The following is a 12,795-nucleotide window of genomic DNA, read 5'->3' as shown; positions in this document are numbered from 1 at the left end:
GGATTCGGCCGCGCTCTATGCAATGTGAATGCACATGACCACTCTCACGTGCGTTCAGCTTTGTTTTGTGTGCGTCAGCGCAATGCTGTCAAGCCGAGATTGGATGCTTCAAGAAGCATTGCTTGATGGTGTCATTCAATCGCGTTGTTAACTTGTTAAGACGCGAGGAAATTTCGATTCTGCGCTGCTGCAAATTGAGAAGATGCTTGCGACGATGATCGTCCAGAGCTTCTGCGAATGACTCATGTAAGGCGATTTCTTCGCTCTGAGCCCACCAGAGGTCTTCGATTACACTGCCGATCAGATCATGCTCCGCTTCATCAAGCATCGTGGAGAGAATGCGATATTCGTTGCACCACATATGCTCGATCGTGCTGCGCACTTCAGCGCGCAGATTCTGCGCAGCGCTCGTGACGATGGTGGCGGTTGTCTCCTGGTCAAGGCTGCCGACACGCTGTGACAAATTGCGAATGCTCTCTTCGAGCAAATATCGCTGGAAGCACACTTGCGTAGAGAGAAACTCGCTCAGATACGTTATTACCACCATGTGCACAATTTCACTGCGTGATGGCAAGTGCAGCCGTGTGTGCCCACTTCGCTGGGCTAAATTGTTCAAACTGTTGACTGAACGATAATGTCTTTCGACAAACTCGGCTAACCCTTGAATGAGCGAACTGCGCAGCCCGCCGATGTTGCCTCTGAGAAATGATTCTTCAGCGATCAGTTGAATGATCTGCTTTCTCAAGAATTCGAGATTAACGCTCAGCTCTTCAAAGACGGTGATGGCACCGGCTTCCTTGAGATCTAGAATTCCGAGAAGAAAATGTTCTGGTTCAATTTCCTCTGAGCCATAGAAGACCGAATATTCTTCAGCGCGCTTCATCGCCTCAACAATTGCTTGACTGAATGCAGGTTGCTCGAGTGCAGCGTGGCGGCCGGTCAATTTAGCCACTGCATCGACGCTCTGAGGTCTGTCATTGAAGACTGGCTCAGAATCGGGATTTAGCCGGAGATGATTCTCAATTTCTTGAAACGCATTTTTCGAGTCAACGCTCATCGAAGCAAGTGCACGCCCGGCCAAATTGTCGTCTTCGGTATTTTGCGAATTGATCAAACCGAGCAAAACGTGCTCCGATCCGACCCATTTATTGTTGAGCCTCAAACACTCATCCAGAGACAGATAGATGACTCCCAGGAGGGACTCGCTTGCACGCTCAAATACAAAGTCAAACATCAGGCACTCCAATTAAAAATTGCTCACCGTGAGGCATCACGCAGCAACGAGACAATATAAATCGAATACTACTTCTTTGCTTTTAGGATAGCAAGATAAAAGCCTATACAATGCTCGAAAGAAGCAAATCGGAGCGGCAACCTTGAAAATTCTGATATCAAATGACGACGGCATAAACGCGAAGGGCATTCAGGTATTGGCTCAACGCCTTGCCGAAGAACCGGAACATCAGGTCTATGTAGTCGCTCCAGATCGCGAAAGAAGCGCCACCGGTCACTCTTTGACTCTGCACAAACCACTGCGTACCGAGGAAGTGCAGTTGCCGGGCAAGGTCAAACATGCCTGGTCGACAAGTGGCACGCCAAGTGATTGTGTGAAGCTCGCCGTAACACAATTGGTTGGCAGCCCAATACCTGACATCGTCATTTCAGGCATAAACAGCGGTCCGAACCTTGGCAGCGAAGTCCTTTACTCAGGAACTGTTGCCGCCGCAATGGAAGGGGCGTTCATGGACATTCCAAGTATTGCTGTCAGCCTGATGTACGCTGAAACGAGGCACTACGAAACGGCCGCCGAATTCATCGCCAAGCTCGTGAAAGTCTTTCCCAAAGCGCATTTGGCGCAGCGCAGTCTGCTCAATGTGAACGTTCCCTGCGTACCGTTCGACCAGGTGAAAGGAGTTCGCATAACTGAGTTGGGCGTGCGACTGTACGACGATTACTTCGAAAAACGCTCAGACCCGCGCGGTCGCGTCTACTACTGGTTAGCAGGAGAAGCAATCGAAGTAGATGAGAAGGAAAACTCAGACGTGTGGGCTGTAGCAAACGGCTATGTCTCTATCACGCCCATCTCATTCAACATGACGGATCACACGGCGATGCGCAAACTAGAAGCAGTTGATGACTTGAAGAACTTCTTCCATCCAGCTGAAGGCAACGGCAGTAAACAAACCAGGAAATCAGAAAACGAAAAGGCCAGGGAGCACAAATAGTCTTGTCCACACAACAAACCGGTCTCGACCCAAACGCTGCTTTTCGTCAATTCTTCGCAGATCCTGACTGGAGAGCGAAAGCAGGCATCGGCGGCATTTTCAGCGGCGGCGTACTTTTGCTGTTTTTCCTCGGACCTTTGTTTTATCCTCTTGCACTCTGCCTCTGCGGCTTGCTGACAGGATATTACTTGCGTGTGGTGAGAGCGAAAATTGCCGACATGCAAGCGCCTCTTCCAAAGTGGAACGACTGGCTTGACCTGTTGATCTCAGGCATAGCCTGGATCGCTGTCACATTTGGTCAGAGCTTGATTCCAATATCAATTGCGACCATTTCGATGTTGTACGCCATCATAGGCGGTCAAAAATTCATCACTGGAAATATGTACACGTTCTGGGCTGCGACATCTATTGCTCTCGTTACGTTTTCAGCAATTACAATCTCTGTGGTCAACACAATCATCATGGCCAACTTCGCCAAACGAGAGCATATGGCAGCGGCTTTCGACGTGATCACAGTAGTAAAAAAGTTGGCATCATCAGCTCACATCTTCCTACAAGCGTGGCTTCTTATCGTGGGAATCCAATGGCTTGGAATCGTCGTGCCGGCCGTCAGTGTAATAGGAATCGCGCTTATACCTATCTGCGGCTTCATAGCAAGCTGCGTAGGCGCCATCTTGGTCGCTCAAGCGTGGCGATCTGCTGAACCATCGGGAGTAAGCAGCTAGTTGGTCAGCGCTTAACGACAGTCTTCAAACGCCCTTCACTGGTGTAGTAGAGCTTTGTTTCCGCGTATGTAGGGGTAGGGTACGGTCCCCCCAGCGGCGTCATGACAGGAGTTTGAGTCATTTGTTTGTGGAAGGCCAGCGCCCACTGGCAGAGCTCTTTAGCCTTCTGCTGCCCAACTGTACTGAAGCGCTTCAAACCAACCCGGCAGACATCGGCAGTCTCATCAACAGACGCCGGCACGGTAATTTTGAGCACCTGTCCTTTTTTTGGAGCAGGTTTAACGAGCCTACCAGCTGAACCCGGCACCTTGACATTCATTGACGGCGCGACCGGAATAGCCACAGCAAGCTGCCGTCCAGAATTATCAGAAACTGAATGATTAATAGTATCGCCTGACCAGGTCGAAGAAACGCCCAAAGGCACAGCGGTAGCACCATTGGGACCGGTCGCAACTGCTGGGAGTGCAGCCAACACCAGGAATACTGCCGAGATTGATGTCAGATTCAGCGAAAAAAGTCGCATACTCAAGAACCCAAGCGCGAGACGGGCAAATTATCGCATGCCACGCACCCAGCACTACTTGGCAATCTCATAATTTCTTGGTAAGCAAACCTAAAAGCCTCAGCTGGTGGCAGTTCCAGGCGCTGCGAGGCAGGTATTCGTAAACTTAAACTGATATCGCCTTAAAATCATTTTGGACCCCCTTCGTCTGCTCAAGAAGCGCACTACTACTACGTTGACGCCTCTCTGCTTGATTATGCGGGGCTAACGTTATGGTAGGATCAGTCTTAATCCGTGTTTCTGGCTGCCGTAGCCAGCGTTTTATTTGTATGGACGATCCTCAAAGTAGCAGCACCACCTCAAATCCCGAAGAACCTCCCCAGGGGCGTCTTTTGGTTTTGGAATCACGTCTTCATACGTCTGCAAGCAAACCGACCGGTAACACGCTGCGTCGGTTCTTTTGTTTCTACTGTGATTAGTGAAAGGAGCTAGCCATCGCAACAGTGCGATGCAGATTTTGCCATTTTAGAATTTAGCCTCATCGTCATACTTATAGCGATAAATGCATTTTTCGTAGCCGCGGAAATGGGATTGGCTCGTGTTCGCCGTACTCGCATCGACCAGCTTGTCGACGAAGGCAACAAAGCAGCAAAACTCGTCCAGGTCCACTTAGAAGACCCCGATCGCTTTATCTCGGCTTGCCAGCTCGGCATCACATTAGCGACTCTGGCTTTGGGTGCTGCGGGCGAAGCCAGTTTCGCCGACAAACTTGCGGATATGTTCGAGCACTGGGGCGCGCTTGCCGCCTGGTCGCCGGAAATTCTGCACTTTGCCAGACTGTTCTGCTTCGGCTTCTCGTTTGTAATCACAGCATTTTGCCAAACCGTTTTTGGTGAGTTGATACCGAAGACATGGACATTCCAGCGCGCTGAGTCTGTACTGTTCCTGATCATCTACCCGATGGAATGGTGGTGCTGGATAGCTTCTCCTTTCATTATCGTTTTGAACGGAACAACCGAATTCATATTGCGCCGCATGAACGTTGTCGAACCTCCTCGTCGTCACTTCGTTCACTCTGAAGAAGAGTTGAAGATGCTCGTTTCGGCAAGTCACGAAGAAGGCGTCCTCGAGCCGGAAGAAGAGGAAATGTTGCACAGTGTTTTTGATTTCTCCGACACGGTTGCAAGCGAAATCATGACACCCAGAACCGACATGACTTGTGTCTCTGCAAATGCAACGGTGCGTGAATTCGTCGATCTCGCACTAGAGAAAGGACACTCGAGAATTCCTGTCTACGAAACAGATCTGGACAGCATCTTTGGAGCCGTTCATATCCGCGACGGCTTGCGCGCCATGGTCGAGAAGAAAGATTCCGCTCAAGTAAGAGAGCTGGTGCGAAAGGTTTTGATTGTTCCAGAAAACAAAAATTTGGGTGACTTGCTGACTGAATTCAAGAAAACCAAAACACACATGGCCATCGTTATCGATGAATATGGTGGCACCCGCGGTATGGCCACGTTTGAAGACCTGCTGGAAGAGCTTGTAGGCGATATCGCCGACGAGCACGAAGTGGTAGAGGAATTCATCATAGAAGAACCAGACGGATCGGCCTTGTTGGATGCAAAACTGACACTATACGAAGCCAACGACAAGCTCGACCTCGGAATCGATGATGAGGTATTCAATACATTGGGAGGACACGTTTTTGGTGCTCTCGGTCATGAGCCATCGATTGGAGACGAAGTGAAAACGGAGAACTACACCCTGCGTGTAGAAGAGTCTGACCGCCACCGCATCATCAAGTTACGATTGATTCGTCACCCGGTCCAGGAAGATGGCGCTCCTGAAAATAACGGCAACAAGATAGACTTGCCTCCTTCAAAGCCGAACGCTGCGAAGTCGCTGGAGGCCAGCTAACTGAGTACGTCATCGGCAGCACTTCCTACTCGCATCGACCTGATGAGGTTGGCGTCGAAGTTCCACACGAAGAAACGTCTGGGACAGAATTTCCTCATCGACCCCGAGGCGCTGCAGAACATCACAGATGCTCTTGATATTGCATCTGGTGACAACGTCTTAGAAATTGGACCCGGCATTGGATTTTTAACTCGATTCCTATCGACTAAGGGCGCCAACTTACATGTAGTGGAACTGGACTGGGAGTGCTGTATCAATCTAAAAGATCTTGCGCTGCCGAATGTCACAGTGCATCAGCAAGACTTTCTGCAGTTTGATCTAGCCAGCCAACCAGCTCACTTGAAGATTGCAGGAAACGTCCCCTATCAAATAACAACGCCCATCCTCTGTTACATCTTCGGAGAAATAGGCGCACCATCGCCATGGTTTCATAACGTGGACAAGGTTGTTCTGACCGTCCAAAAGGAAGTGGCAGAGCGTTTTGTTGCAAAACCAGGCACGAGCGAATACAGCAAGATTACATTGCTGACCAAATACTTCTCAGATGCTGAGATCCTATATGTACTGCCGCCGGACAGCTTCTATCCTGCACCCAAAGTAACTTCTGCGGTTGTTGCCTTCACGCCGCTCAAGGAACCACCTATTGAATGCAACAACCATAAGTTGTTGCGTCAGGTGATCAAGGCCGGCTTCGGACAAAAACGGAAAATGCTGCGCAACAATCTATCTTTCTTGAAGCAACCGCTGGCTGAACTCGACAAAGTGTTCCAGGAGATGAATCTGGACCCACAAACACGTGCGGAACGGCTATCGCTGCAGCAGTTCGCCAGACTGACAGATTTGCTCGATGCTCTAGTCAAAGCAAACTAAAACTCACTGAAGCCAGAACGGAAAGAATCAGAGCGATGACGCAACCAGATGCACTGAGTATCAAGACGCTGAAAGTGCGTTCTCCGGGCAAATTGAATCTCACCTTCGATATCCTTGGAGATTTGCCGGGCGGATACCACGAGGTCGAAACGCTCATGCAAACAGTGAGCATCTATGACGAAATGACCTTTACTTTCAAGCCCGCAGAACACTTCTCACTAACTATTGACGCGATTGAATTCGCAGAGAATAAATCGGATGTTCCGGTAGACCAGAACAACTTGATCATCAAAGCAGCAAAACTTTTCTATGAGCGTGTTTCACAAAAGACTCCTGCTCTCGAAAAGAATTACCATGGTCAAGTAAAACTAATCAAATCGATTCCTGTAGCTGGTGGTATGGGCGGTGGCAGCGGTAATGCCGCAGCAACACTAGTCGTTCTAAACGAATGCTTCGGCAAGATTTTTTCAGCCTACGAGCTAGGGACTATGGCAGCAAAACTGGGCGCCGATGTCCCATTTTTCATCGATGGTGGAACTCAGATAGGAAGCCAGCGGGGAGACGTTTTAAGAAAAATCGATAGCGCCGCGCAGCTGTCATTTTTGATCGTAGGGCCGAAGCTTTTCGGCATGAGCACACCAGAAGTCTACCGCGCCTATGACGAAGACAAAGCCAGTAATCACACTCGAATATCCGCCCAGGACTGCGCAGCAGCCATGGCAACCGGCAATCAAAAATCAATCGCACAAACATTTGGAAATGCTTTTGAAACCAGCGTCTTTGCGCGGAAACCAGAGCTAAAATTCATAGCCTCCAGACTCAGCCAGCTGGGGGGCTATTGCACAAGACTGACAGGAAGCGGTCCGACGCTCTATGTTCTAACAGAGAATGATCAACAATCCAGGCTCATTCAAAGCAAACTAACGGAAGAACAAAGTAGCGGTATCAACGGTTGGAGTGACTGGCCGGAACTGAAGGTGAGCACCTGGTCAGCAGCCACGACCAACTCAGGCGTGGAGCTGCTTTCCATAAGCTAGGAGACTGCTAGTCTTCGCCTTCCTCGATACGATGCAGCGTTGAGTATTCTTCGTGTTTTCCAAACGAATTCGTTATTGTAATTGTGATCATGTCTTCGCCGACATAAGCTTCCAATTCATTGGTGCGATCGAGATTGGCGCCAATACCATCGACAAAATCTTCGTCAAAGCTGATGCACTTGATGTTCTGAATATGCTTGACCTTATCTTTTATCTGTTTATAGAACTCTTCCATTTCGCGCAAAGTTTTTCTGAACACATAGTAATCGATTCGGTCGCGCACCTTGGTGGCAATAGCATCAGCCTTTTTTGCTGATACAGTGCCGCAATCAACAACAACACAAATCTCTCCATCCCGATCTCTTGCCACCAGATCCGGAATGAAACTCCAACTTATATCTTCATCAAGCTGAGGACTTCTGTGAATAAACATGAGATACGCCAACAGCTTGAGAGCTATGGTGTCGCCGCTCTCATTGCTGAAAGCTCCAATCACAAGCTTGCCCGAGTAATCACGTTTGCCGTTGTTTGCTTGAATATTGAATGAATATTTCATGAGTTGAGGAGGTTCTCGTCGGGTATCTGGATAGTCTGATGCTCGGTAGCTCACTAATGTTCGGAACTTACTAATGCTCGGTAACTTACTAATGTTCGGAACTTACTAATGCTCGGTAACTTACTAATGCTCGGTAACTTACTAATGCTCGGTAACTTACTAGTGCTCGTAACTTACTAATGCGTAGCAACTAACTAACTAATGAACAAGAATAGCACCATAATGCCCGGGTACTGTTATCGATATGTTCCCAGAATGCACTTGGTATATAGTGCCATTCAGTACGTCCTTCACTACGGCACCATCAGGTATGTCGAGCCTGTTCAATGGCACTGCTACAGATTTATCACTGCTTGAATTGTTCAGTACGACCGCGATTCGATTCTGTTTATCAAACCGCCCGAACACGAAAACGCTTTTGTCATCATCAACTTTCAGAGTTATAAACGAACCTGTCCGCAAAGCCGGATATCTGTTTCGAATTGAAATCAATTTATGCGTCAACGCCACAGTGCTGTTGTCAGGCGCAACCTTAGACCAATCGAACGTGCGCCGACAATCGGGATCTCCACCGCCCATCATGCCGTACTCATCACCATAATAAATTGTCGGCGTGCCAACGTAAGTCATTTGGAATATTAATGCCAGAGACGTTTTTCCGATATCACCACCAGCCCGCTGAGCAAATCGACTGATGTCGTGGTTCGACAAATGGTTACTCAATACCTGCTGCACATTCGATGGATACTCAGCTCTGGTCAAACGCAGCATTTTTTCGAACTCAGACGTTGAAAGAGCCCCAGGACTGTCATCAATCTTCTTGCCAGTGATCCACTGGGAGACTGGAGCGGTAAACGCGTTGAAGTTCGTGACTGAATCCCACTGATCGCCACCAACAATCCACGACCTGGCATTTTCCCAATTCTCGCCCAGAATCGCAGCCTCCGGCTTAACAGATTTGACCGCAGCTCTAAACTGACGCCAGATCATATGATTGAATTTGTCACTTCCATCCTGTCCATTAGCATCGGCATATTTAGGAGCATCTAATCGCCAACCATCGATATTATATGGCGCCTTCAAGTACTTCAACGCCACCGAATTTGGTGACCGATAAATAGCATTGCGCAGTTGAGCAGAGCCGAAATTCAACTTCGGCAAGCTGTCATACACCATGAAGTGAGCATAATCAGTTGGCCATTGATTGAAATTGTAATAGGAAAAATATGGACTCTTCTGCGACTGGTAAGCGCCGACCACACCAGGCAGCGGGTCATACTTTCCAAACCACTTGTGCCCATCACCAGTGTGATTAAAAACCCCATCAAGAACAAGATAACCCCGTCTACCATTCAAGTTTTTATGCAAAGCTGTAGATAGACTAACTAAAGTAGAGTTTGACCCGAACGCAGGATCTACCACATCGTAATCAGCAGTATCGTATTTATGATTGCTCGGTGCTTTGAAAATAGGATTCAAATAAACTATGTCTGCGCCCAGTGTCGCGCGAATGTAGTCTAGTTTTTTGATAACACCGACCAAATCACCGCCATAGAAAGTAAAGGATCGCTCGTCACCGTCTGTAGTGAGTGGGCTTTCTCCCCACTGCCGCTGCAAAGTCGAAGCTGATCGATACTTGTATTGACCCGTGGCGACATCGTTGCCGGTGTCGCCATTACAAAAGCGATCAGGAAAAATCTGGTAAATCACACCATTTTTCAGCCAGTCCGGAGTTTTAAAACCCGGGATCACATAGAAATCGCCGTCAGATGATTCGGATCCATTCATGCCGTGTTGGCTCACGCCGTGCGCGTTATACCAAACCCGGATTTGACCATCTTGTGCGCAGAATCGATAATGTTTCCTGGCGGAACTGGCTGGAATCGTTCCACTCCAAAATTCGAATGTAGAATTCGACTGAGCAATCTCTTTCGTCATCGGAACCTTATGCAAGCTTCGATCCTTCGAATCAAAGTATTCGAGCGTAGCTGCAGTCAGGTCATTCTTAGCGGCCCGCAATCGAACTACAACAGGCGCGGTGATGCTCGGTTCATTAGTGCTGACAAAAACGGGTCCCTGATCGTGAAACAAAGCACCTGATTCCACTTTACTGTCATGACTGGCTGCATCAGCAGGGCTTCCGAAGGCAAACAGTAAGACAAGTAAAATAAGAAGAGTTGTTTTCACAAAATTTACCGTGTAAAAGACCCGCCCATGAACAAAATTCGGACCAGAAATCTTCAAAAATTGTTCAACGGGAAGTGTCACTCTCAATCACCCAGAAATCCACATTGATAAACAAACAAAACAGAAAACAGAACAGCGTAGAAAATCCACAACAGCGTACCCAAAATTCGCCAGGCGAAGTCAATGCGCCCATCGTTATGGATCTTCTCACGCAATGTGATCAACTGAAACACTAATCGGCTCAGCCAACAAAGAGCAAAGCATCCACTTAAAATCATGGCAGGCGCTGACCTGGTGATGAGCACCGAGGGCGCTACCACAAGGGCTATTCCGAAAGACATCAAAACAGCTACAACGAATGTCGCATGCGCATAGAAGACACCTTCGTTGACGTGTGAAAGCGTCTTTAATTCTTCCTTCCAATTCAGCAACTTAGCGATGTAAATGTGTCCGATACCGATACCAAGCATAGTCACACCAGCAATTGGCAATGCAATAGAAAACACCGACGCTAACGGACTGCTCATGCCAGGAACGACCACCAGATATCAATAACACCGCCAAAACGTAAGTGTATCAGTTCGAATCAAGTATAATAACTCGGTTAGATTGCGTGCCCGGTCAATTATCGATGCAAAAAATGCAGCTCCAAATCCACAGGCAAGGGCGAACAGTGGTTACAGTCATGCCCCGGAAGAAACGTCAAGACGATCGCCTTGCAGCGTTCCGTATTTTACCGACGAGTTTGCTACCCGCATCCCGCTTCTCCGGTCAAATTCTTAAAGCGGCGCTGCTTACATTTTCAGTAATTCTTGGCGCATTGACGACGCCTGCACCGTCACTTTCAGATGAGGTTCAAAATAGCGCACCGTCTGTAAGAGTATTCAATCGCATAGTTGCTAAATCAGAAAAGGAAGATTGGCAAAAGCTTCCGATTGGAGAGCTGATGGGCAAAATAGCGACCGAGTTGGAAGGAACTCCCTATGTGGGAGGAGTTCTTGACCGAAACACCAAAAAAGAAGTTTGCACAGTTGATTTGAGCGCACTGGATTGCGTCACATTTTTTGAATCGACGCTCGACCTCGCCAGAATAATCAAAAAGGGTAACCCGACGCCAGAGGCACTACTGAAAGAAGTGACCTATACCCGCTACCGGGGCGGCAAACCGACTGATTACACATGCAGACTGCACTACACGACAGACTGGTATCACGACAACCAGAAAAAGCATGTTGTTGAGTTATTGCAAAAACTACCCGGCGAGCAGACATTTCCATCCAAAGTAAGCTTTATGTCCTCCCATCCGCAAAGTTATCCCGTGCTGGTTGAGCATCCAGAATTTGTCGCCACAATCAAAAACCAGGAATCGCAAATCAATAAACGACATCTGAATTTTGTACCGATGGACAAGATAGCCTCGATTGAACCATTGTTGCAAACAGGAGATATCGTGGGAATCTGCACAGACCAGCCAGGGTTGGACATTGTTCATACGGGAATCATCTATCGAGACAAAGATGGCGTCCCACATTTCATGGATGCCTCCTCAAAAAAAATCAACATGAAAGTGACAATTGAACCTGGTCCAATCAGTGGGGCACTGAAATGGTCAAAAAACAACATAGGAATCATGGTGGCACGCCCACTAGAGCCTTGATCCGTTGCCAGTTGCTCTAAAATCTGTGATCAAACATTTGTGTTCGGACATTGGAAAGTCTAAGGGTGGCGAAAAGAGATGGCGTCTTCAAAAATGAACGAGAAAGCAGGTAAGAACAAAGCAGCAAGCGCTGTGACAAAAAACGCTGGAAAAGCTGTTATTGGAAAAGCTGTAACCGGCAAAGCCGTTACCGGAAAAGCCGTTACCGGAAAAGCCGTTACCGGAAAAGCCGTTACCGGAAAAGCCGTTGCGGGAAAAGCCGTTGCAACAAAAGCCGTTGCGGCAAAGGCCGTTGCCGAGCAGTCATCCAGTAAGTCCAAGAAGACTGCCGAAGGAAATGCCAGGGCCAAATCGTCCGACAAAGACAGCAAACGCGTAATCAAAAAGTCTTCGACCAAAGCGACAGCATCCTCGAAAAAGGCTGACAATATTGTCCGTACCCCAAAAGCTGCGAAAAAATCAGTCCAGCCTTCTTTCAACTTAGTCTCTCGCGAAATTGCTCAGCAAGAAATGAACTTGCTCTGTCAGGAATACCCCGAAGCTGATTGTGAGCTAGATTACAGCAGTGCATTTCAACTGCTAACAGCTGTAATCATGTCCGCGCAAACAACAGACGTCACGGTTAACAAAGTTACACCAGCTTTGTTTGAAAGGTTTCCAGATGCAAAAGCCTTAGCAGAAGCCGATCTGGATGAAATCAAAGAAATCATCAAACCGACCGGGTTTTTCAATGCCAAAGCCAACAACATACAAAAATGCGCTCAGGCTCTGGTAGCAAACTTCGGCGGGGTTGTTCCCCAGACTATTGAAGAATTGACGACATTACCCGGTGTAGGCCGAAAGACAGCCAATGTCGTTCTTGGTGTCATATTTGGTGTTCCAGGCTGGACCGTTGACACTCATGTGCAGCGACTGTCAGCCCGGCTTGGATTTACAAAAAATACTGAACCAGAAAAGATTGAAGTCGATTTGCAGAAACTATTTCCAGGTCAAGACTGGTCCAAGCTTTCCATCACCTTAATCTGGCATGGTCGCAGAATGTGCTTCGCAAGAAAACCAGACTGTCCACGCTGCCCCGTGAACAACATATGTCCAAGTTCAATGGTCTGAGATTCGATC

General features: G+C 48.1%; 12 protein-coding genes. 7 read left to right on the top strand and 5 right to left on the bottom strand.

Annotation, left to right across the window (positions count from 1 at the left end):
* Nucleotides 1-88: 88 nt before the first annotated feature.
* Nucleotides 89-1,234 carry a hypothetical protein gene (locus EKK48_03760; protein RTL45182.1) on the bottom strand — a complete coding sequence of 382 codons (1,146 nt, stop codon included), beginning with the start codon at nucleotides 1,232-1,234 and terminating at the stop codon, nucleotides 89-91.
* Between the two features lie 142 nt (nucleotides 1,235-1,376).
* Between EKK48_03760 and surE the strand changes: the two genes are divergently transcribed.
* Both surE and EKK48_03750 read left to right on the top strand, forming a co-directional pair.
* Nucleotides 1,377-2,225 carry a 5'/3'-nucleotidase SurE gene (surE, locus tag EKK48_03755; GenBank protein ID RTL45181.1) on the top strand — a complete coding sequence of 283 codons (849 nt, stop codon included), beginning with the start codon at nucleotides 1,377-1,379 and terminating at the stop codon, nucleotides 2,223-2,225.
* Nucleotides 2,192-2,950 carry a DUF4013 domain-containing protein gene (locus EKK48_03750; GenBank protein RTL45180.1) on the top strand — a complete coding sequence of 253 codons (759 nt, stop codon included), beginning with the start codon at nucleotides 2,192-2,194 and terminating at the stop codon, nucleotides 2,948-2,950. Before surE ends, EKK48_03750 begins: the two co-directional genes overlap by 34 nt.
* A gap of 4 nt (nucleotides 2,951-2,954) precedes the next feature.
* Here the strand turns inward: EKK48_03750 and EKK48_03745 are convergent, their stop codons facing one another.
* Nucleotides 2,955-3,473, bottom strand: coding sequence for a hypothetical protein (locus tag EKK48_03745; GenBank protein RTL45179.1), 519 nt, complete (start codon nucleotides 3,471-3,473; stop codon nucleotides 2,955-2,957).
* 570 nt (nucleotides 3,474-4,043) lie between these two features.
* Between EKK48_03745 and EKK48_03740 the strand changes: the two genes are divergently transcribed.
* Genes EKK48_03740 through ispE form a run of 3 tightly spaced genes read left to right on the top strand, consistent with a single transcriptional unit; the run spans nucleotide 4,044 to nucleotide 7,276 of the window.
* Entirely contained in the window at nucleotides 4,044-5,369 is a 1,326-nt protein-coding gene (locus EKK48_03740) for an HlyC/CorC family transporter (GenBank protein RTL45178.1), read from the top strand.
* A 42-nt stretch (nucleotides 5,370-5,411) separates the two neighbouring features.
* Complete coding sequence (rsmA, locus tag EKK48_03735; GenBank protein RTL45177.1) at nucleotides 5,412-6,239, top strand: ribosomal RNA small subunit methyltransferase A; 828 nt, start codon at nucleotides 5,412-5,414, stop codon at nucleotides 6,237-6,239.
* Nucleotides 6,240-6,274: 35 nt separating this feature from the next.
* Nucleotides 6,275-7,276, top strand: coding sequence for a 4-(cytidine 5'-diphospho)-2-C-methyl-D-erythritol kinase (ispE, locus tag EKK48_03730; GenBank protein RTL45176.1), 1,002 nt, complete (start codon nucleotides 6,275-6,277; stop codon nucleotides 7,274-7,276).
* Nucleotides 7,277-7,283: 7 nt separating this feature from the next.
* On the opposite strand, the gene EKK48_03725 is transcribed toward ispE, so the two are convergent.
* The 3 genes from EKK48_03725 to EKK48_03715 form a co-directional block, all read right to left on the bottom strand.
* Nucleotides 7,284-7,832 (bottom strand): hypothetical protein, encoded by a 549-nt coding sequence (locus tag EKK48_03725; GenBank protein ID RTL45175.1) that lies wholly within the window; start codon nucleotides 7,830-7,832, stop codon nucleotides 7,284-7,286.
* Nucleotides 7,833-8,030: 198 nt separating this feature from the next.
* Nucleotides 8,031-10,070, bottom strand: coding sequence for a glycoside hydrolase family 13 protein (locus tag EKK48_03720; GenBank protein RTL45282.1), 2,040 nt, complete (start codon nucleotides 10,068-10,070; stop codon nucleotides 8,031-8,033).
* Between the two features lie 32 nt (nucleotides 10,071-10,102).
* Complete coding sequence (locus tag EKK48_03715; protein ID RTL45174.1) at nucleotides 10,103-10,546, bottom strand: hypothetical protein; 444 nt, start codon at nucleotides 10,544-10,546, stop codon at nucleotides 10,103-10,105.
* A gap of 104 nt (nucleotides 10,547-10,650) precedes the next feature.
* On the opposite strand from EKK48_03715, the gene EKK48_03710 reads away from it, so the two are divergent.
* Complete coding sequence (locus tag EKK48_03710) at nucleotides 10,651-11,676, top strand: DUF1460 domain-containing protein (protein RTL45173.1); 1,026 nt, start codon at nucleotides 10,651-10,653, stop codon at nucleotides 11,674-11,676.
* Nucleotides 11,677-12,054: 378 nt separating this feature from the next.
* Nucleotides 12,055-12,786 carry an endonuclease III gene (gene nth / locus EKK48_03705; protein RTL45281.1) on the top strand — a complete coding sequence of 244 codons (732 nt, stop codon included), beginning with the start codon at nucleotides 12,055-12,057 and terminating at the stop codon, nucleotides 12,784-12,786.
* Nucleotides 12,787-12,795: the final 9 nt, after the last annotated feature.

Source organism: Candidatus Melainabacteria bacterium (assembly GCA_003963305.1).
Taxonomy (GTDB): Bacteria; Cyanobacteriota; Vampirovibrionia; order Obscuribacterales; family Obscuribacteraceae; genus PALSA-1081.
The sequence above is the reverse complement of the archived record's forward strand: the minus strand, read 5'-3'. Positions and strand labels throughout refer to the sequence as shown.

What these genes read in the sequence shown, in the direction of transcription:
- EKK48_03760 (RTL45182.1), bottom strand. Translation starts at nt 1,234, where the DNA reads ATGTTTGACTTTGTATTTGAGCGTGCAAGCGAGTCCCTCCTGGGAGTC.
- EKK48_03745 (RTL45179.1), bottom strand. Translation starts at nt 3,473, where the DNA reads ATGCGACTTTTTTCGCTGAATCTGACATCAATCTCGGCAGTATTCCTG.
- rsmA (RTL45177.1), top strand. Translation starts at nt 5,412, where the DNA reads ATGAGGTTGGCGTCGAAGTTCCACACGAAGAAACGTCTGGGACAGAAT.
- ispE (RTL45176.1), top strand. Translation starts at nt 6,275, where the DNA reads ATGACGCAACCAGATGCACTGAGTATCAAGACGCTGAAAGTGCGTTCT.
- EKK48_03725 (RTL45175.1), bottom strand. Translation starts at nt 7,832, where the DNA reads ATGAAATATTCATTCAATATTCAAGCAAACAACGGCAAACGTGATTAC.
- EKK48_03715 (RTL45174.1), bottom strand. Translation starts at nt 10,546, where the DNA reads ATGAGCAGTCCGTTAGCGTCGGTGTTTTCTATTGCATTGCCAATTGCT.
- EKK48_03710 (RTL45173.1), top strand. Translation starts at nt 10,651, where the DNA reads ATGCAAAAAATGCAGCTCCAAATCCACAGGCAAGGGCGAACAGTGGTT.